The sequence below is a fragment of the Nonomuraea sp. NPDC049714 genome (assembly GCF_044465295.1).
Taxonomy (GTDB): Bacteria; Actinomycetota; Actinomycetes; order Streptosporangiales; family Streptosporangiaceae; genus Nonomuraea.
Map to the genome: position 1 here is coordinate 205,274 of NZ_JBITLM010000017.1, position 17,969 is coordinate 223,242.

General features: G+C 67.0%; 21 protein-coding genes and 1 pseudogene. 12 read left to right on the plus strand and 10 right to left on the minus strand.

Annotated elements, in window-relative coordinates; genetic code table 11:
- Positions 1 to 69: 69 nt before the first annotated feature.
- The 5 genes from ACIBQX_RS45025 to ACIBQX_RS45045 form a co-directional block, all read right to left on the minus strand.
- Entirely contained in the window at positions 70 to 555 is a 486-nt protein-coding gene (locus ACIBQX_RS45025) for a hypothetical protein (protein WP_397015895.1), read from the minus strand.
- A 286-nt stretch (positions 556 to 841) separates the two neighbouring features.
- The gene (locus ACIBQX_RS45030; protein WP_397015897.1) at positions 842 to 1,570 is read right to left on the minus strand and encodes a M15 family metallopeptidase; all 729 of its coding nucleotides are present in this window, start codon (positions 1,568 to 1,570) and stop codon (positions 842 to 844) included.
- A 63-nt stretch (positions 1,571 to 1,633) separates the two neighbouring features.
- A complete protein-coding gene (locus tag ACIBQX_RS45035; RefSeq protein WP_397015899.1) occupies positions 1,634 to 1,876 on the minus strand; it encodes a hypothetical protein in 243 nt (80 codons plus the stop codon).
- Complete coding sequence (locus tag ACIBQX_RS45040; protein WP_397015901.1) at positions 1,873 to 2,283, minus strand: hypothetical protein; 411 nt, start codon at positions 2,281 to 2,283, stop codon at positions 1,873 to 1,875. The genes ACIBQX_RS45035 and ACIBQX_RS45040 overlap by 4 nt, the downstream gene beginning before the upstream one ends.
- A 60-nt stretch (positions 2,284 to 2,343) precedes the next feature.
- Entirely contained in the window at positions 2,344 to 4,146 is a 1,803-nt protein-coding gene (locus ACIBQX_RS45045; RefSeq protein ID WP_397015903.1) for an MDR family MFS transporter, read from the minus strand.
- Between the two features lie 66 nt (positions 4,147 to 4,212).
- Between ACIBQX_RS45045 and ACIBQX_RS45050 the strand changes: the two genes are divergently transcribed.
- From ACIBQX_RS45050 to ACIBQX_RS45065, 4 genes are all read left to right on the plus strand, one after another.
- Positions 4,213 to 4,803, plus strand: a complete 591-nt coding sequence (locus ACIBQX_RS45050; RefSeq protein WP_397015905.1) for a TetR/AcrR family transcriptional regulator — start codon at positions 4,213 to 4,215, stop codon at positions 4,801 to 4,803.
- A gap of 122 nt (positions 4,804 to 4,925) precedes the next feature.
- Positions 4,926 to 6,044 carry a S1 family peptidase gene (locus tag ACIBQX_RS45055; RefSeq protein WP_397015907.1) on the plus strand — a complete coding sequence of 373 codons (1,119 nt, stop codon included), beginning with the start codon at positions 4,926 to 4,928 and terminating at the stop codon, positions 6,042 to 6,044.
- Between the two features lie 113 nt (positions 6,045 to 6,157).
- Entirely contained in the window at positions 6,158 to 6,535 is a 378-nt protein-coding gene (locus ACIBQX_RS45060) for a VOC family protein (RefSeq protein WP_397015909.1), read from the plus strand.
- 12 nt (positions 6,536 to 6,547) lie between these two features.
- On the plus strand, positions 6,548 to 6,916 hold the full coding sequence (locus ACIBQX_RS45065) for a VOC family protein (RefSeq protein WP_397015911.1): 369 nt from the start codon (positions 6,548 to 6,550) through the stop codon (positions 6,914 to 6,916).
- A gap of 21 nt (positions 6,917 to 6,937) precedes the next feature.
- Here the strand turns inward: ACIBQX_RS45065 and ACIBQX_RS45070 are convergent, their stop codons facing one another.
- Positions 6,938 to 7,696, minus strand: a complete 759-nt coding sequence (locus ACIBQX_RS45070; RefSeq protein WP_397015913.1) for a PIG-L family deacetylase — start codon at positions 7,694 to 7,696, stop codon at positions 6,938 to 6,940.
- Positions 7,697 to 7,729: 33 nt separating this feature from the next.
- On the minus strand, positions 7,730 to 8,899 hold the full coding sequence (locus ACIBQX_RS45075; protein WP_397015915.1) for a glycosyltransferase family 4 protein: 1,170 nt from the start codon (positions 8,897 to 8,899) through the stop codon (positions 7,730 to 7,732).
- Between the two features lie 129 nt (positions 8,900 to 9,028).
- On the opposite strand from ACIBQX_RS45075, the pseudogene ACIBQX_RS45080 reads away from it, so the two are divergent.
- From ACIBQX_RS45080 to ACIBQX_RS45105, 6 genes and pseudogenes are all read left to right on the plus strand, one after another.
- A pseudogene (locus ACIBQX_RS45080) lies at positions 9,029 to 9,326 on the plus strand (VOC family protein).
- 233 nt (positions 9,327 to 9,559) lie between these two features.
- Entirely contained in the window at positions 9,560 to 9,991 is a 432-nt protein-coding gene (locus ACIBQX_RS45085) for a hypothetical protein (RefSeq protein WP_397015917.1), read from the plus strand.
- The gene (locus ACIBQX_RS45090; protein WP_397015919.1) at positions 9,972 to 10,991 is read left to right on the plus strand and encodes a GNAT family N-acetyltransferase; all 1,020 of its coding nucleotides are present in this window, start codon (positions 9,972 to 9,974) and stop codon (positions 10,989 to 10,991) included. Before ACIBQX_RS45085 ends, ACIBQX_RS45090 begins: the two co-directional genes overlap by 20 nt.
- Positions 10,992 to 11,100: 109 nt before the next feature.
- On the plus strand, positions 11,101 to 11,343 hold the full coding sequence (locus ACIBQX_RS45095) for a hypothetical protein (RefSeq protein WP_397015921.1): 243 nt from the start codon (positions 11,101 to 11,103) through the stop codon (positions 11,341 to 11,343).
- A 122-nt stretch (positions 11,344 to 11,465) separates the two neighbouring features.
- Positions 11,466 to 12,098 (plus strand): DUF6879 family protein, encoded by a 633-nt coding sequence (locus ACIBQX_RS45100; RefSeq protein WP_397015923.1) that lies wholly within the window; start codon positions 11,466 to 11,468, stop codon positions 12,096 to 12,098.
- A 9-nt stretch (positions 12,099 to 12,107) separates the two neighbouring features.
- Entirely contained in the window at positions 12,108 to 14,405 is a 2,298-nt protein-coding gene (locus ACIBQX_RS45105) for a tetratricopeptide repeat protein (protein WP_397015925.1), read from the plus strand.
- A 28-nt stretch (positions 14,406 to 14,433) separates the two neighbouring features.
- Here the strand turns inward: ACIBQX_RS45105 and ACIBQX_RS45110 are convergent, their stop codons facing one another.
- A complete protein-coding gene (locus ACIBQX_RS45110; protein ID WP_397015927.1) occupies positions 14,434 to 15,348 on the minus strand; it encodes an alpha/beta hydrolase in 915 nt (304 codons plus the stop codon).
- A gap of 29 nt (positions 15,349 to 15,377) precedes the next feature.
- Positions 15,378 to 15,974 (minus strand): GNAT family N-acetyltransferase, encoded by a 597-nt coding sequence (locus tag ACIBQX_RS45115; protein ID WP_397015929.1) that lies wholly within the window; start codon positions 15,972 to 15,974, stop codon positions 15,378 to 15,380.
- Positions 15,975 to 16,104: 130 nt separating this feature from the next.
- Between ACIBQX_RS45115 and ACIBQX_RS45120 the strand changes: the two genes are divergently transcribed.
- Complete coding sequence (locus ACIBQX_RS45120; protein ID WP_397015931.1) at positions 16,105 to 17,196, plus strand: GntR family transcriptional regulator; 1,092 nt, start codon at positions 16,105 to 16,107, stop codon at positions 17,194 to 17,196.
- A gap of 15 nt (positions 17,197 to 17,211) precedes the next feature.
- Here ACIBQX_RS45120 and ACIBQX_RS45125 read toward each other — a convergent pair whose 3' ends face one another.
- Positions 17,212 to 17,352 (minus strand): hypothetical protein, encoded by a 141-nt coding sequence (locus ACIBQX_RS45125; protein WP_397015933.1) that lies wholly within the window; start codon positions 17,350 to 17,352, stop codon positions 17,212 to 17,214.
- A gap of 116 nt (positions 17,353 to 17,468) precedes the next feature.
- On the opposite strand from ACIBQX_RS45125, the gene ACIBQX_RS45130 reads away from it, so the two are divergent.
- Complete coding sequence (locus ACIBQX_RS45130) at positions 17,469 to 17,969, plus strand: hypothetical protein (protein WP_397015935.1); 501 nt, start codon at positions 17,469 to 17,471, stop codon at positions 17,967 to 17,969.

Sequence of the window (17,969 nt, forward strand, 5' to 3'; positions counted from 1 at the left end):
TCTTTCGATGCCGGTCGCCGGGTGAGCACGGGCCGACGTGCTCTGTGCTGCCTCCGCCTTGGTGCGGGGTTACCGGCAATGCGAGTTGAAATATCCCCTCAGGTCGTCGCGCGAGATGAGGCCGTCGGCGGCAGATCTGCGCTGACCGTAGACGTCCATGTCGTCGAACCAATGACTTCTTCCCACCTTGTCCGCAGCCTGCTGCAGTAGGGGGGACGCGCCATTCCTACCAGCTGCGGCGGCCCGCAGATCCGTCCTACTCACCAGGCCGTCCCTGTTGCCGATCGCCGCCGCCACATCGACCGCATCGAAGTCCGTATAGACAATTCTCAGGGCGGTACAGCTGCCCATCGGCGTGGTCGTGGAGGCTTGGGCGGGGGCGGCGGCGAGGCCGAGGGCCATGATGCCGGCGGTGGCGGCAGTAGCGGCAGTGGCGAGAATCTTCCGCATTTCCATCGTTTCCCTTGTCTTGTTGTTATCCGCACTCGGCGGTTTTGCAGTGTTCGATGCAGGGACGACACGGGAAGTTCGGCGGAAAAATGCGACATAGATCACGCAACTATAGGCTCGAAACGAGTCACAGCAGGTCACAGCCGTCGTGCGTACGGTGGTGGGAAGATGCGCCGGGACGGTCTGGCCAGCAGTGACACGATCTGGATACGGCCGACGTCGGCGAGCGCCTAGGACCGGCTCGCACACTCCTTGGGCCTCAGCGGGGGCGGCAGCGCAGTTTGGCAGGACCTTTCAGGTCTTCAGCGTGGCGAGGGCGCGCTCGCCTAGTGTGCGGATGCGGCGTGGGAGCGGTTGACGTCCTGTCACATCGCCATCATCGCCCCAGCTCTCAGCCGCCGCCCTTGCTGAAGTGCTGGTAGTCCTTGGTGCCGGCCCAGTCGCCGCCCCATTCCCAGCCGACCTGCTGGAAGGCTCGGACCACCCGGTCGCCCGGATTGATCACGCCCTTGCCTTTCACGGGCCGTTCCGTGTACTTCTCGGCGTTCTTGTGGGCGGTGTCGCCGTCGGCGGTGACGTACGGGTTCTCGCGGGGGTTGATGTCGATGGCCTCGCCATAGGCATGGTTCGACCAGTTGCCTGAGCCGGTCGCGCGGCGGCAGTTGAAGGCCGAGGTGTTGTCGGCCTCGATCGAGTCGAAGTCGTCGGCCTTGTAGGCGTCGACCAGCTTCATCTGCCGGATCGGCCAGCGCCAGTCGTACAGCTTCTCGAAGACCTGCACGATGTCGTCGGTGACGGTCTTGCGGACGACGAGCTCGCCCGTGTGAGGCTGGTTGTCGAAACCCCAGTAGGACATGGTGATCAGCCGCAGGTCGCGGTAGTGGACCGGGCATCCCTCACGCCAGGAGTGGGGCAGCTGGTCCCGGGTGACCTTGGTCACCTTGGCCTCGAACTCGGGTGGTTCGGTCCGGGCCGGGGAAGGCGTGGGAGCGGTAGTGGTGGGTGTGGCGGGCATCGTGGGCGAGGCTGGTGGGCTCTGCTCCGAGGACGCGGCCGGCCCCTGCCCGCCGCACGAAACGGACGCGAGCACCACGAACGCCATGGCGGCAGCACGTTTCATCTGGCCACCATATGCCACGTCTTTCCAGGTCAAGCCGTTACGGGTCCGTACGGCACGGCTTTTCTACGAGTCGGCGGCGGAGTGCTTGCCCCGGGTGGTGAGCTCGCGCAGCGCGTCGGCCGCGTACAACACGAGGGTGACGAACGAGAGCCCCGCGAGCCCTCCGCCCACCCACAGGTTGTTGACCGTCGCGGCCGTGTAGGAGGCGCCGGGAGGTTGGTAGCCGACCACGAACGGCGAGGCGACCAGCCACAGGCCGGCCAGGAACAGCAGGACGAGGGCGCAGACGCCGAGCCGGGCCTTCACCGGTTCTCCTCCGTCCCGACCAGCGGAGCCGACCCGTTCCGGCGGCCGGGACGGTGGTTCAGGTCCTCGCGCAGCGCCTCGACGAGCGGTGCGAGCAACGTGGCCAGCTCGGAGGAAGACGTTTCAGGGGAGGGGGCGGCGGGCGGGGGCGTGGGCGCGGGCTCGGGCTTGCGTGCCTCCACCAGCCCTCGCGTGACCAGCTCGTCCCGGATGGCGATGACGAAGGCGGCCACCCCGGCGAGTGCGACGACGGCCACGCCGAGCCCGGTCCAGAACTGGGAGGTGGTGGCGCTGGTCCAGGAGGCGTTCTCGGGCTGAGTGCCCAGGGCAAACGGTGCGATCATCAACCACAGCCCGGCCATGAAGGCCAGACCTGCCATGACAGCGCCCATGAAGGTGCGAATCATCGGGGAGTCCCTCCGGTCACGAAGTCACGAACACGAAGTCACGAGCACGAGGTCGCAGGGTCATGAGGTCACGAGGTCTTTCCGCGGTGGCGCGGCCTGTTCGATCAGCGCACGGGAGGTGGGGCGCAGCACGTTCTGCGCCACCGATCGGGCGCGTTCGCGCTCAGGGCGGTCGTCGGGTGGCGCCATCCTGGCCACGGCGGTGAGCAGCGCCGACGGCCGGTCGCCGACCCGGTCGACGCGCTGGGCGACGAGTTCGAGCAGCAGCCCGGCCAGGACGAGGTCCTCCTTGGACGGCGGAGGCGGCGGAGGCGGAGGTGGGGACACGGGAGCGGCCTCCGGGCTGCCTCGCAGCGGCAGTTCCTTGAGGAAGAGCACCGCCAGGAAGCCGAGCACCGCGATCGGCACGCCCACCAGGAAGACGGTCTCCAGGCCGCGGGTGAACGACTCCAGCACGATGGTCCTGACGGCCTCCGGCAGCCGGTGGATCTCCTCAGGACTGCCCAGGGAGACGGCCCCCTCGGGCAGGGTGAGGCGCGCGGCGCGAGCCAGCTCGGCCATCTCGGAGGTGAGCCGGCCGTTGAGGATCGCGCCGAACGCGGCCACGCCCATGGCCCCGCCGAGCGCCCGGAAGAACGACACGCCTGAGGTGGTGGAGGCCATGTCGCGCACCTCGGAGCCGTTCTGCGCCGCGAGGATCAGCATCTGCATGGTCAGGCCGAGCCCCAGGCCCAGCACGCCCAGGTCGAACCCGATGAGCAACTCGGTCGAGTCCACGTGCAGCCGTGACAGCAGGAACAGGCCGACGGTCACCAGCGCCAGTCCGGCCACCGGGAAGTGCTTCCATCTCCCGGTCCGGGTGACGATCTTGCCGGAGGTGATGCTCGCCATGAGCATGGCCACCACCATGGGCAGCGTCATGAGCCCCGACTTGGTGGGGCTCATCCCCTTGACGATCTGCAGGTACTGCGGCATGTAGATCAACACGCCGAACATCGCGACACCGACGAACAGGGAGGCGGTGCCGGTCAGCAGGAAGGTGCGGTTGCGGAACAGGCGGGGCGGCAGGATCGGGTTGGCGGAGGTGCGCTCGGCGAGCACGGCCAGGGCCAGCGCGAGCAGGGTGATCGCGCCGAGGAAGTAGCTCCAGGGAGAGTTCCACGCGAACTGCTGCCCGCCGAGGGTCAGCAGCAGCATCAGGGCGCTCGCGCTGGTCGTGATGGCGGTGGCGCCCCAGATGTCGATCGTGGTGTCACGCTTGACCACGGGCAGCTTGAGCACCCGCTGGATCACCACGGCCGCGATGATCGCGAGCGGCACGCCCACGTAGAAGCACCAGCGCCAGCCGAGCCAGTCGGCGTCGACGAGGAACCCGCCGAGCAGTGGCCCGATGACGGTGGCGACGCCGAAGACGGCGCCCATGTAGCCGGAGTAGCGGCCGCGCTCGCGAGGCGAGACGATGTCGCCGAGGATCACCTGGGCGAGGGCCGACAGACCACCCACCCCCAGACCCTGTACGGCGCGGGCGGCGATGAGCTGCCCCATGTCCTGCGACAGGCCGGCGAGCAGCGAGGCCCCGACGTACAGCCCCAGGGCGGTCTGGAACAGCAGTTTCCTGCCGAACACGTCCGAGAGTTTGCCCCACAGCGGCGTGGACACCGTCATCGTCAGCATGGTCGCCGACGCCACCCACGGGTACTGCTCCTGCCCGCCGAGCTCTCCCACGATCGTCGGCAGGGCCGTGCCCACCACGGACGTCGAGAGCATCGAGGTGAGCATGGCGAGCATGAGGCCGGCCATGATCTTGAGAATCTCGCGGTGTGTGTACTGCCGCTGCGCCACCGCGACACCACATCCCCTCATTTACTGACTCGCCCTAGGAGTATACGCTCGTTTACTAGTCGCGCGGCAAGTAGATATATTCCTCACATGAAGAGCGAGGCGATCCCGAGCATGGAAGGCCAGCTAGCGGACGCGGTCAGACCGCGGGACCGCGAGGCCACCCGGCAGCGACTGCTGGCGGCGGCCAGAGCGCTGTTCTCGGAGCACGGCTACGAGCACGTGACGGTGCGCATGATCGCCGCCGAGGCGGAGGCCAACGTCGCCCTGGTGGGCCGCTACTTCGGCTCCAAGGCCGGGCTGTTCGGCGAGGTCCTGCAGGGCGAGCCCACGATCCGCCGCATCCTCGACGGCGACCCCGAGGGCCTGGCCGGACGCCTGGCGGAATACGCCGCCAAGCGCATGAACCACGACCCGAAGAGCCGCATCCTGCGCTCGCTCGAACACTCGTCCCAGGACTCCGAGGTCAAGGCTCTGGTACGTGAACGCCTCCGGATGGCCTTCGTCGAGCCGATCGTCGAGGTGCTGGGCGACGACCCCGAGGCGCATGCCCGCGCCCGGATGGCCACGATGCTCTTCCTCGGCATCGGCAGCATGCGCCGCACGTTCGGCCCCGAACCGGCCACGCCCGCCGACGTCGCTCGGCTGACCGCCATGTTCGAGGTCTGCCTTCACGGCTAGTTCCGGTCACGCCACAGTGCGTCGTGCCGTGCGACCATAAGACCGAAATAGGGGTCGTTTGGGAGCCTCTCAGGTTGCCTACCAGCCGTTAACTTGACAGCACCCCCCTTCAAGGAGTGCACATGTTGGGTAAACGCTGTGCGCTGGTAGGCGCCACCATCGTGGCCTGCCTCGCAACTCCTCTCCACGCCGCCATGGCCGACCCGGCCCCCCAGGCGGACCCGTCCACCCCACCCGCGGTGATCGACGCGCTCGAACGCGACCTCGGGCTCAACGAGCAGCAGGTCGTCACCCGGCTCGCGAACGAGCGGCGCGCCGCCGCCACCGAAGCCGGCCTGACCACCTCCTTAGGCGCGTCCTACGGCGGAGCATGGCTGAACGCCGACGCCTCCAAGCTCATGGTGGCCACCACCGACGCCTCAGCCACGGCCGCCATCAAGTCCCAGGGCGCCGAGCCGGTCGTCGTCTCGCGTACGCTGGCCCAGCTCAACGGCGTCGTGGAGCAGCTCGACCAGGCCTCGGAGAAGAGCCAGGGCGCGGCGCTGTGGTACGTCGACGTGACGACCAACACCGTCGCCGTCCTCGCCGCCACCCAGGAGGCCGCCGACGCGCTGGTCGACGTCGCGGGCGTCGACAAGAGCGCGGTCAAGACGGCCGCGACCACCGAGACCCCCAAGCCGTACATCGACATCATCGGCGGCTCGCCGTTCTACATCGGCAACAGCCGGTGCAGCGTCGGCTTCTCCGTGACCCGCGGCAGCACCCCCGGCTTCGTCACCGCAGGTCACTGTGGCACCCAGGGCGCGCGGACCACCAACCCGACGGGCACCTTCCAGGGCTCCTCGTTCCCGGGCAACGACTACGCCTGGGTCGCCGCCCCCGGCAACAACCCCACCCCGTACGTACGCGGCTCCGGCGGCTCCCGGGTGACTGTCACCGGCTCCACGCAGGCGTCGGTCGGCTCGTCCATCTGCCGCTCCGGCTCCACCACCGGCTGGCGCTGCGGCACCATCCAGCAGCACAACGCCACCGTGACCTACCCGCAGGGCAGGGTCAGCGGCCTGACCCGGACCAGCGCGTGCGCGCAGCCGGGTGACTCCGGCGGCTCGTTCATCTCGGGCAGCCAGGCGCAGGGCGTCACCTCCGGCGGCTCGGGCAACTGCACCGTCGGCGGCACGACGTACCACCAGCCGGTCAACGAGATCCTCTCCACCTACGGTCTGACCCTCACCAGAGGCTGACCCCGTACCTCTGACGCAGCGTGTCCGGCACCGCGCCGGGCACGCTGCGATGAGTTTCGGCCGGCCGCCGAGTCTCCATGGTTGACAGCACGTCGACCGACAGGAGGAACGGTATGAAACGGCCAGTTCTGGGCAGCATGCTCCTCGCGAGTACCGACCCCAAGCGCCTGCGTACCTGGTACGTCACCGCGCTGGAGCCGGCGGAGAACGCCGATGTCGCGGCTTACGGGGTGCTCAGGTTCGGAGATTTCCACCTGTTCATCGACACGCGGGCGGACGTCGGGGACAAGAATCCGGAGCCCGGCAGGATGATCGTCAACTTCGATGTGCCGGACGCCCGTGCCGTGGTCGCGCGGATGAACGACCTCGGCGTGACCTGGCTGGCGGAGCTCGAGGACCGCGACGGCAGCCTGTTCGCCACCGCCATCGACCCGGACGGCAACTACGTCCAGATCATCGAGCTGAGCGAAGCGCACCGCGCGGGCATGTGAAGGGGGTCGATCATGTTCGGCACGACCAGGGCGTTCAGCGGGTTCTCCGTTGACGACATCGCCGCGGCCAGAGCGTTCTATGGCGAGACGCTCGGGCTGAAGGTGTCGGAGGAGAACGGCATGCTGACCCTGCACATCGCCGGAGACCGGGACATCCTGGTCTACCCGAAGGACAACCACACGCCGGCCACGTACACCGTGCTCAACTTCCCCGTCGACGACATCGACGCGGCGGTGGACGAGCTGGTGCGGCGAGGGGTGCGCTTCGAGCGCTACGAGGGGATGGACGCCGACGAGAAGGGCATCTTCCGTGGCGGGGGCCCGCTGATCGCCTGGTTCACCGACCCGGCGGGCAACGTCCTGTCCGTCCTGCAGGAGTAGCGGTCCCCCAGCGCTGACGGCCTAGGACAGGGCGGTCTCCGACGGGCCGGTGCAGGCGATGCGCCGGTACCACTCGTTCGACAGCATCTGGGCCCGGGCCGGCTCCGGCAGAGAAGTGATCATGGTCATGGACGCGCCGCGCTCCACCTCGGACGCGTGCGCGTGCATGGCCGCCCACTTCCGCTCGGCCCAGGGCGCGACGTCGAGATGGGTGGTGACCTGGTCATCCGGGAGGCCGGGCAGGCTCTGGCCAGGCTGCGGAGGCGTCCCGAACACCGCCTCCCACTGCGCCGCCACGACAGAGCGCGGCACCGTCGACAGGTAGAGGGCCCGCGCCCGCCACGCGTCGCCCGCTTCGGGGTAGAGCTGGTCGTACCCCGCCGCCTCGACCGCGGCCATGGTGACCCGGTGTGCGTGGATGTGGTCGGGATGTCCGTACGAGCCGTATCCGTCGTACGTGAGCAGCACATCGGGTTTGAAGTCCCTGATGTGCTCCACCACCCGGCCCACGACCTCGTCCAGAGGCACGTCCACGAAGCGGGGGCGGCCGGACGCGGACGCCGGGTTGCGTGCGTCGGCGTAACCCAGCAGCCTGGGCTTGCCCGCGCCGAGAATGTCCAGCGAACGCTCCAGCTCCCCGGCCCGCACGGTCCCCTCGGCCCAGGTGCACGTCACCACTGCCGTCCTGGCGCCCTCGTCGGCGTAGCGTGCCAGGGTCCCGCCCGTCCAGATCGCCTCATCGTCCGGGTGAGCATGGACGGCCATGACAGCTAACCCCACGACGAATCCTTTCCTGGCATGAGCCGCTGCCCCTCAGCGGGCTCTCCCGCCGACCGGCGCCTCGCTGGACAGAGAGGCGAACAGATCCTCCCACAGCGGCATCACGACCTCCGGCGCGTAATCGTGTGCGGTCACGGCCGCGGCGGCCCCCAGTCGCCGGCGCAGCTCGCGGTCGCCCATCACCCGCCGCAGCGCCGCGGCCAGCGCGTCCACGTCTCGGGGCGGTACGAGCACTCCGTCCACCTCGGGAGTCAGCACGTCGGCGGGTCCCGTCGGGCAGTCGAACGCGACCACGGGCAGGGCGTGGCCCATCGCCTCGATCATCGCCATCGGCAGCCCCTCGATCCGTGAGCTGAGCGCGTAGATCGACGCCCGCGCCAGCTCGTCGTGGATGCGGTCGCTGCGGCCCATCAGCCGGATCCGGTCACCCAGCCCGCTCGCCGCCGCCTTGGCCTCCAGCCGCTCCTTGTTCGGACCCGTACCGAAGATGCGCAGCCGCCACTCCGGATGGTCGGCCGCGGCCTCGGCGAAGGCGTTGATGAGCATGCCGAAGCCCTTCTGCGGCACCAGCCGGCCCACCGCGATCACCACCGGCTCGCTCTGGTCGGAGTGCTCGCGCCCGGCCATGTGGACCGCGTTGGGAATGCGCACGATCCGCGTACCGGGCAGCGCGTCGCGATATTCGGTCCGGCTCGTCTCGGTGAGCACCACGACGGCGTCGAAGCCGCCGTAGTGGCGGGTGATCTGCTCGCGCACGGGGGTGGGGTAGGAGCCCAGGTTCATGTGGTCCTGGGCCACCCTCTTCACGGTGGCGGGGGTGCGGCGCGCCGAGATGAGGTTCAGCGCCGGCCGGGTGGTGACCAGGATGCCGTCATCGAGCGAGGAGACGTAGTCGATGACCGCTTGCTCCACCCGTTCGGTGAAATATCCGGCGGCGAACTCGCCGTACGGCACGATCTTCCCCCGCGCGCGCCGCCAGACCTTGCGCGCCAGCGAATCGGCCGCCACCCCCTGACGCTGGTCCACCAGCGCCGACAGCTTCACCCGCGCGTCGATGGCGAACTGCGCCGCCGTCCGCCGCCGCACCACACTGACGATCTCCACCTCATGCCCGGCGGCCGCCATGGCATTGGCCTGATTGACCACCGTACGGATGGTGCCGCCCATCCCGTAGGCGTGCAACAGCATGTATCGGATCTTCATCCCGAGCACCTCACGCCGCGCAGGCTACCCATCCCACCTGGCAGTTCCCTGGCAACCGGAGTACGCCGGCTCTTACCGGTGATCCGGATGCGACAGCCGATGCGGTGGCGCTCTGGCAGACTCCCGCGCATGGTCTCGATGGTGCAGAACGTGGCGATCGACTGTGCGGACGCTTACCGGCTCGCCCGCTTCTGGAGTGAGGTGACCGGCCGTCCCCTGCATCCGCAGGACAGGCCGGGTGACCACGAGACCCAGGTGATGCTCCTGCCGGAGGGTCCTGTGCTGCACTTCAACCAGCGCGGGCTGGGCCATCCTCGCCGACCCTGAAGGAAACGAGTTCTGCGTCCTGCGCAGCGAATCCGACCGCGCCGCCATGCGTACGGGCTGCACGTTCGCCTCGGACGACGAGGGTCCGTGGATGCCGTGACGAACCGGGAGCCGTTGAGCATCCCGAAGGGTACGCCGATCGCGTCGCCCGATAGGTCGCTGCAGCAACACGGCTTCCTCGATATGAAACGTTACTCGCTGATTTCTTTCAGGAAGGTAAGCCCGGGAGCACAAGAAGTCCTCAAATTCAATCGTGACTGATATAAGAAAGCCAGTTACATTGAATTTCGACCGTCGTCGCGTCATCTGACCTGTCGAGCCGCAGGGAGGGGCATGGCCGAGGACATAGCACAGTTGGTCACCGACCTGTCGCCCTACGTCTCAGCGGCCGTGGCAGCGTACGGCGTGAGGGTGCTGGAAAAGGCCACGGACGACAGCGCCGAAGCCGGCGTCGCGTGGGGACGCAGGATACTCCAGCGGATCTTCGGTACGCGAGAAGAGGATGCCCCCGGACCCATTCAGGATCTGGCCGAGCGGCCCGATGATGCTGATCTTCAGGCGATGTTGTGTGCCACGATCGGCAAGGCTTTACGGCAGGACGACGAATTGATCCAGGAAATTCGTACATTTCTGGCAGTCGCAGCAAGTCAGGGGGCGTCACGAGCCGCTCTGACCGTCACCGCCTCGGCCGCTGATCAGGCACAGCAGGCGGTGCAGGGGTCTGGGTCGCAGATCAATACCTTCCATGCGCCGGGAAGTGGGTGACCGCGTTGTCACGCCATTCATCGCATCTCCGATCAGTTGGCGGGTGATGGCCATACCTGAATCAATGACCTTGCTTTCCGGCACAGCGCGTCGATGGCACTCCTTGGACCCCTTACTTCCTGACGCCGCTGTCGTGCGTGAACGCGGCGGCTTTGAATGGGTCGCAGCTCCTGGCCGGGCGGGATCGCTGCTTTACCGGACTCATCGGCTGGAAGCCACCGACCTGGGGTCGATATGGCGTGAGCCGTGCACTGCGACGATGGTGCCGATGGTCGGTGACGGCTCACCGCGCGAGCTGGATGATCTGCTCCGGTGGTGGCGCGAGGCAGCCGGTCCCGAGCTCGGTGAACGCCTATCGACAGGCGCAGCCTATATGTGGTTACCCAGCAGAGACACCTGGGCTGTTCCCACGCTGCACCGTCACGGATTTCAGCCGCACACGATGCTCGTGGTCCGTGACTACATCGGGAGGCACCCTCCGCCGCTACCGTCCGATGGACTGAGGATATGTCCTGCCACGCTCGACCATGCCGAAGACGTCATATTCTTATGGCAAGAGGTGATCGCCTACGATAGCCAAATCGGCATATGTCGTGATGGTGAGCAGACGGCGGCAATTCTACGCCAGGCGACGTTCGAGCTGCTCGCCAGGCGAGAGCAGGCCATATGGATGGCCGAGCTGCGTGGTGTTCCCGTCGGGCTCTGCGTGGTCGATCTACCCGCATACTGCGACGGCGTCGCCGCCTATGTCAGATGCGATGGTCCGGCCTACATATCTGCTTTCGGGATAAGAAGTGACCAGCGCGGCAAGGGAATCGGCCGTCGTCTGGTGGCTCACGTGCACGCGCTCCTGGCCGCTGCCGGCCACAGGACAATACTTCTCCATCATGCGGTCATGAATCCGCTGAGCGCTCCGTTCTGGGCGCGATCAAAATACCGGCCCTTATGGGCCGTATGGCGCCTTCCAGCACCTGAATGGCGAGGGCGGAACTTCACCTGAAAGGCGTCGTTGCTGACTCTACGTAAGCTTTGTATGGCTGTTCTGGAAAAAGGTTTCATGTTAACGTAACCATATCTCGCATTCCGACGAACGCGAACTCGGAGGAACTATGTTTAAAAGACGTATCGGTCCGCATCCCCACGAAGGCGACGGGAACGGAAGCGGCGCCGCCAACAGTTGTCCCGACATCTGGGAGCTGGACTCGGGTGATTTCGCGATCATCGGCACAGACCAGACCGCGCATCTACGTCCACATCTGCCATCGGACGCATTTCTTGATCCCGGAGAAGGCATCGTAGTACTTCCCCGGCAGGTGCTCGTAAAAGCGCGCGAAAGCATTCCGCTGGAGTAGGCCCTGCCTCCATGTCCCAGATATTCGATGCCGGCGCACCCGCATCGTTAAAGTGACGTGCGCTGGCGGAGCATCGGTCCAGCGGTCCACGTAGAGCTTTCGATCGGGAAGAGGCGGCATTTATGGCGCTGTATCCACCCACCAAATACCGCCGATTGAGCATCACGGCCGGCGGTGTAGATGATTTCATGAAGTTCTTCACAGGTCTGCGCACAAGCTGGGTGAAGATTGAATTTCTCCAGGAGTACGATGAGTCAGGATTTGCCGGGTACGACGCCTTCAAGAACGGAAACTACGACGAGGCGGCTACTCTGGTGCGTGAGATGGTCATGGGTCAGCGGGAGCTCTATGGCTATGCCGCCGAGCACAAAATCTCCATGACTCGAATACGTGTATGCGAGCTGCCTCTGAGTCCCTATCTGAAGCATTACGAGTTCGCGGCCTACCTGGCGGACATCGAGTGCGGAGAAGACATACGTCTGGTAAGGGCGGCCGACGTCAGTCGCCTCCTGGACGATACTGGTATGTCTGACTTTGTATTGTTCGACCACCGACGGGTGATCGCGCTGATCTATGATCTGCATACCGGCTCATTGCGAGAAGCGCGCCTGGTGGAAGACACGGAACTCGTCCGGGCTTACTCGGCGGTGGCTGATGAGCTCACGAGGGTGTCCGTGCCCATGCTGCAAAGCTCAATATATCTGGATTCTGTCGGCCGATCATTCGAGACGGCCAGATGCTCTCCCGGACAGTGAAGGCAAGAAATGCAGGACGAAGGCGGTGTCGTCGAAGGTCCGCATGACGGATCGTCGCAGCATCTTACTGTCCAATCCTCGCATGCGCTGAACCGGGCGCAACAAGCGGCGCAGCAATCCGGTATTCAGTACAACATCTTCATCGGAGCCGCGCAGGCGCGCTCAGTGGCCGCCACGGCACCACCGATAGTCGTCCCCCAGTTGAAGATCGCCTCTGAAACTCTACGCGGCCGCGCCGACCTCCTGGAATACGCAGGCGGATTCATCGGCACGGCGCGGCCCGGCGCCACCTCCGAGCCGAGGGTGACGGTTCTTTACGGTCTCGGTGGCGTGGGCAAGACCACGCTCGCTCTGGAAATCGCTCACCGGGCGATCCAGAACCACCACAAGGTCTGGTGGATTCCTGCGGACGAGATAGAGAGTATGCGATCCGCGCTTTATGCGCTCGCGTTCTCTCTCGGCGCGCAAGACGAGGATTTCGATCACGCGCATCCCTCTGACGTCCTGTGGCGGTATCTCAACTCCCTGGATCATTCCTGGTTGCTCGTCATAGACAACGCAGACGATCCAGCAGCTCTCGGAAGCTCCAGCGGGGGTATCCAGCAGGGGACCGAGTGGTTGCGACCGCCGGCCGTTGACAGGAACGGCATCATCATCTCCAGCCGTAACGGCAGGCCAGAGCGCTGGGCGTCATGGATCCGCATGTGCCACGTCCCTCCGCTCACCCCGGAGGCGGGCGCGAGGATTCTTGTCGACCTCGCCCGTCACGCAGGTGACGAACAAGAGGCGATATCTCTGTCCGCTGCCCTAGGGGGAGTGCCGTTGGCCCTTGAGCTCGCGGGCCGCTACCTGGCGTCAGCTGCGACGGACCCCTTCCCCGGAGAAGACACACTCAGATCTTTCACTGCGTATCAGGTCAACTTCGATAGACGACTGGGACATGTGGACATGCCTGTAGAAGGGTCAGGGGAGTCGGCCGGCAGTAGACGCGCACTGACAACGACATGGGAGATTTCGCTCGACCTGCTCGAGCGTCAAGGTCATGACCTGGCCAGGCCGCTGCTCCGGCTGCTTTCGTGCTGTGGTCTGTCACCCGTTCCGTACCGAGTCGTCATCAGGCCGGAAGCCCTGGAGGGCAGCGAGTTGTTCCCCCAGCCGACGGCACAGCGAATAGGGAGCTCGTTGCGAGCGCTCGATGGCCTGGGGTTGATCTCGATCGATCTCGTTCCGCGGATTCACGAGCAGACCGATGATGCGGGCACGTGGGAATCCCGCTTGACCATGCATCCGCTCGTGCGCACAGTCACCCGCCAGAACATGCATAGACAGGGCGTGCTGCAGGCTTACCTGGCTGTTCTCGCCACGACCATGGACAAGGTATCGGCAGAGCTCGACCCGAATAATGCCTACCACTGGCCCAGGTGGTCCATCCTGGCGAGCCACTGCACGGCCCCCCTCGAACTGATAGGGCAGCTGCAGATCCGCGATGCCGACCTCGTCCGCACCTTCCTGCGGGCGGCGGAGAGGTCGGCATGGTACAGATACATGGCCGGTCAGTACATGCAGGCTTCCATTGACTACCAGTTGCTCCTTGATGCCGCCGAAAGGGCCCTGGGTGCGGTCAGCGCCGAAGCCCTGTCGATCAGCAACAATCTTGCGCGATCCATCCGAGATGGTGGAGACAATGCGCGAGCACAGGCCATGCTTCGCACGCTTGTGGCCACCGCCGACGCCTCTCTCGGCAGTGAGCATCCGACGGTCCTCAGTATTCGTCTGAACCTCGGCCGCACGCTGAGAGAAGGCGGGCAGGTGACCACAGCGGAATCCGACTTGCGAGCCCTGTTGGACGATGACCGCCGGGTGCTCGGCGAATTGCACGCGGACACGATAGCCACAGCGCTGAACCTCGGGGTCTGTCTCCGCTTGCAGAGCCGCTTCGACGAGGCCGAAGTCGTATATCGCCAGGTTCTGTCCGACTGGCGGCAGGCCCACTCCGCGGCCGAGCTCACCACCTTGGACATCCGATTCGAGCTGGCGGAGACCATGCATCAAAAAGGAGATCTCGCGCAGGCCGAGTCAGAACTGCGGGACCTGCTTGCCACAGCGTCGGGAGTCTATGGCGAAGCCCACCCCAACACGCTGATCATCAGGCACGGTCTCGCGGGTGTGCTGAGGTCGTCGGGGCGGCTGGAGGCCGCCAACGTGGAGTTTCGCGAGGTGCTGCGCCTGCAGCGCGGCGAACTCGGGCCTGAGCACCCGCTGTCCAGGGCCACGGAAGCCGCACTTGAGGACCGAGGGACATCCTGATCCAGGACGGGTCCGGGCGTGCCGTGCGTCAGCGGGTGAGGAGGTCGGTGAAGATTTCTACCAGGTCGGGGTGGTCGAAGGGGCCGACATGGGGTGCGGCGACGCTTCGTACGTCCGTCGGGTTGTCGGGAGTGAGGCGATCGGCCTCGGCGATGAAACGGTCCTGTAGGGCGGGTGGGATCAGGCGGTCGAGGGTGAAGCGCACGTAGGTTCGGGGGATTCGGCCCCAGGTGTGCGCTTCGCCGCGGGCTTCGGCGATGGGGATGGTGGCGGTTTCGTCCGGCTCCAGCATGTTGAGGAGCCTGCTCACGGCTTCGTCGGTGAAGTCGCCGGCGAGGCACTGCTTGACGGCGTGGAAGACCGCCGGGTCGGCCGAGCGCCAGTTGAGGCGGTTGACGCCCAGGAGCGCTGGGTCGGCCACCTTCGCTGCTTCCACCAGGGGGAGGAGGCTTTCGGCGTTCTCCGGCGTGGTGAGGTAGGCGGCCAGGTTCGGCAGGTCCACGCAGCAGTACGCGGCGAGGTAGACGACCCGGTCGAGCAGGTCGGGGATGGCGTTGCCGACTCTGCTCACGGTGACGCCGCCCTGGCTGGCGCCGGCGAGGATCACCGGTCCGTGGCGGCGGGCGCGGCGGACCACGTCCACGACGCGTTCGACGTAGTCGTCGATGGTGATCTTGGCGAGCGGTGACGGTTCGGTGGCCAGTGCCTGGAGGTCCTGCGGGGCCTGGTACGCGCGGGGGTAGAACGCTTCGTCGCCGTGTCCCGGGAGGTCGACGGCCACGCTTCGGTGGCCGCGCAGGGTGAGCTCGCGCATCAGCCCCGAGGCCCAGGATGACGAGGAGTTGGTGCCGTGGACCAACACCAGCGTCGGCGGGCGCCGATCAGGGTGGTGATCGGAGGTCAGCGGGGTGCTGCCGGTCTCTGCTTCGTGGTTCGCTGTCATCGTCGTTGTCTCCTTGGATTCGTCGGTGGTCAGTGGCGGGGGTGGCGCCACATCGGCCACAGGGGAGGGCTGTCGGCGACCTGTACCGGTTCGCCGAGGTTCTCGAAGCCGTGCCGCAGGTAGAGGGCGCGGCTGCGGGGCGAGCTCGCCTCCAGGTAGGCGGGGAGCCCGTCGGTGTCCGCTCGCGCCAGGCGGTGCCGCAGCATCGCCGAGCCGAGTCCGGCGCCCTGCCGGCCGCCGACCACGCCCATGCAGGGGAGGTAGAGGTGCGGTTCGCGGTCGGGGTGCCGGTGAGCGAGCGCTTGTCCTAGCGTCTGCAGGCGCTCGCCGTGCTCGCCGAAGTCCGCGTCCGATGCGGGACGTTCGTCGTGGGCCGGCTGGCCTGCGGCCAGCGCCAGCCACACCGAGGCGCCCTCGTGACCGTCGGTCAGGTAGGCCTCGGCGGCGGAATGGGCGAGCAGGGGGCGGTAGAACTGCGCCTGGAGACGACCCCGGTCAGCTGCTTCGGGGAAGAGCCAGCACGTGAGGGGGTCGTTCATGAACGCCTCGGTGAGGACGTCCAGCACTGTCTGCCGGTCCGCGTCACCCGCCTGCCGTACGGGTGCGTACGGTGTATCTAGTGTCATGCGTACATCGTATTGATACGCCGAGAAAATCGCGATTTATCAGCCAAAAAAGTGCACTAGTGGACTGGGAAATGAACTAGTACACTTGTGTCAGGTAGAACGACAGCACCAAGGAATCGAGGCGCCACCCATGCCGTCGTCAACGCAACGGCCGGATCCGCCTTACCGGCGGATCGTCGCGGAGCTCCGTGCCCGGATTCTTACCGGCGACCTGCGGCCAGGCGATCGCATGCCCTCCATCCGGCAGATCGCGCAGCGGTGGGGCGTCGCGGTCGCCACCGCGACCAGAGTGATGGCGACGCTCCGCGACGAGGGGCTGGTCGAGGCGAAGATCGGCTCCGGTACGTTGGTCAGCGCACGCGCGGGCCAGAAGCAGCCGGCCGGAAGCACCACCCAAAAGCCAGCCGGAAGCACTCAAAAGCCGCCCGACGGCATCCCCGAGCAGTCCGACGGCGTCCCCGAGCGGGCCGGCAGCGTCCCCGAGCGGGCCGACGGCATCGCCAAGCCGGCCGGCAGCGTCGCCAAGTCGGCCGACGGCGTCCGCAGGCAGGCCGACAGTGCCCCCAAGCAGGCCCTGAGCCGTGACCATGTTCTCCGCACCGCCATCGCGATCGCCGACGCCGAGGGGCTCGCCGCCGTGTCCATGCGGCGGCTCGCGGCCGGGCTCGGCGTCGGTCCGATGTCGCTCTACCGGCACGTGGCGCACAAGGACGAACTGGTGACGCAGATGGTCGACCAGGTCTTCGGCGAACCAGAGCTCCCCACCCCCGGCCCGGAGGGGTGGCGGGCCAAGCTCGAACTGGTCTCCCGCCGGCAGTGGGAGCTGAGCCGGCGGCATCTCTGGCTGCCCAGGGCCGTCTCGTTCACCCGCCCGTTGCTCGTGCCCAACATGATGGCCCACACCGAGTGGACGCTGCGCGCGCTCGACGGGCTCGGGCTGCCCATGACGACCCGGATCCGCGAGGCGCTCGCGCTGCACGCGCTGGTCATCACCGTTGCCCTGACCATGGCCGACGAAGTCGAAGCGGAGCAGGAGACCGGGATGACACTCACCCGATGGTGGCTCGCACAGCGGACACGAGCCGACGAACTCCTCGGCAGCGGACGGTTTCCCCTGCTGGCCTCGGTCCCCGAGCAGACGGTGTCGGACCTGGACGGACTGTTCGAGTACAGCCTGGCCCGCCACCTGGACGGGTTCGCCGCCATGCTGGCACAGCGGTGAGGGCCGTCGCCGCCCTTAGGGCGCGACCTTCTCCAGGTCGTCGACGGTGCCCGACATGATGACCCGGAGGTGCTGGGTGATGTGCTCGGCGGGCCGGTCCCACCACGCCGGCTCCAGGGAGCGGGCGACGTCGCCGGCGATGCCGGTTGCGGCCATCGATGGCAAAACCCAAGACCCGTCGTATATCTACGTACACGCAGGTGACATGCGGTTGAACATTCGCCGCCGACCGCCGAAACGGGCCGGGAGTGGCGGTCGGTTTGTTCCCGTAATTGGTAGAAAGAGCCAGTGTCGACCGATCAACCGTCCCCTACGGCCAGTGCGCCGCCCGCGAGCGCTTCGCCGACCCCCTCCCCGGGCCCGTCGGCATCAGCTCCGAGCACCGCGCCGACGCCCTCACCGACACCCTCGCTGACGCCGTCACCGACCCCCTCACCGACACCGTCTGTGACACCGTCAGCGACGCCCTCACCCTCGCCGTCGCCGTCAGCGACGCCGACGGCGACGCCCTCACCCTCGCCGACACCGTCGGCGACGCCCTCACCGTCAGCGACGCCCTCAGCGACGCCGTCGGAGACGCCCTCACCCACACCGTCAGCGACACCGACCCATCCGTCGGCCACGTCCCCCGCCCCCACCCCGTCGCAGTCGCTGGTGAGCCCGTGCCCGCACACCCCCGCGTGCCCGCCGCCCGCCTGCCTCCCACCCGCCCTCCGCGCGCAGCCGGCGGCTGCCGTACGCACTCCGTCCGCGCCGCCGCCGGACCCCGGTGA

Excerpts from the sequence above, each read along its gene's own strand:
- ACIBQX_RS45030 (WP_397015897.1), bottom strand. The coding sequence starts at position 1,570 with ATGAAACGTGCTGCCGCCATGGCGTTCGTGGTGCTCGCGTCCGTTTCG.
- ACIBQX_RS45040 (WP_397015901.1), bottom strand. The coding sequence starts at position 2,283 with ATGATTCGCACCTTCATGGGCGCTGTCATGGCAGGTCTGGCCTTCATG.
- ACIBQX_RS45045 (WP_397015903.1), bottom strand. The coding sequence starts at position 4,146 with ATGAGGGGATGTGGTGTCGCGGTGGCGCAGCGGCAGTACACACACCGC.
- ACIBQX_RS45050 (WP_397015905.1), top strand. The coding sequence starts at position 4,213 with ATGAAGAGCGAGGCGATCCCGAGCATGGAAGGCCAGCTAGCGGACGCG.
- ACIBQX_RS45055 (WP_397015907.1), top strand. The coding sequence starts at position 4,926 with ATGTTGGGTAAACGCTGTGCGCTGGTAGGCGCCACCATCGTGGCCTGC.
- ACIBQX_RS45060 (WP_397015909.1), top strand. The coding sequence starts at position 6,158 with ATGAAACGGCCAGTTCTGGGCAGCATGCTCCTCGCGAGTACCGACCCC.
- ACIBQX_RS45065 (WP_397015911.1), top strand. The coding sequence starts at position 6,548 with ATGTTCGGCACGACCAGGGCGTTCAGCGGGTTCTCCGTTGACGACATC.
- ACIBQX_RS45075 (WP_397015915.1), bottom strand. The coding sequence starts at position 8,899 with ATGAAGATCCGATACATGCTGTTGCACGCCTACGGGATGGGCGGCACC.
- ACIBQX_RS45085 (WP_397015917.1), top strand. The coding sequence starts at position 9,560 with ATGGCCGAGGACATAGCACAGTTGGTCACCGACCTGTCGCCCTACGTC.
- ACIBQX_RS45090 (WP_397015919.1), top strand. The coding sequence starts at position 9,972 with ATGCGCCGGGAAGTGGGTGACCGCGTTGTCACGCCATTCATCGCATCT.
- ACIBQX_RS45095 (WP_397015921.1), top strand. The coding sequence starts at position 11,101 with ATGTTTAAAAGACGTATCGGTCCGCATCCCCACGAAGGCGACGGGAAC.
- ACIBQX_RS45100 (WP_397015923.1), top strand. The coding sequence starts at position 11,466 with ATGGCGCTGTATCCACCCACCAAATACCGCCGATTGAGCATCACGGCC.
- ACIBQX_RS45105 (WP_397015925.1), top strand. The coding sequence starts at position 12,108 with ATGCAGGACGAAGGCGGTGTCGTCGAAGGTCCGCATGACGGATCGTCG.
- ACIBQX_RS45110 (WP_397015927.1), bottom strand. The coding sequence starts at position 15,348 with ATGACAGCGAACCACGAAGCAGAGACCGGCAGCACCCCGCTGACCTCC.
- ACIBQX_RS45115 (WP_397015929.1), bottom strand. The coding sequence starts at position 15,974 with ATGACACTAGATACACCGTACGCACCCGTACGGCAGGCGGGTGACGCG.
- ACIBQX_RS45120 (WP_397015931.1), top strand. The coding sequence starts at position 16,105 with ATGCCGTCGTCAACGCAACGGCCGGATCCGCCTTACCGGCGGATCGTC.
- ACIBQX_RS45125 (WP_397015933.1), bottom strand. The coding sequence starts at position 17,352 with ATGGCCGCAACCGGCATCGCCGGCGACGTCGCCCGCTCCCTGGAGCCG.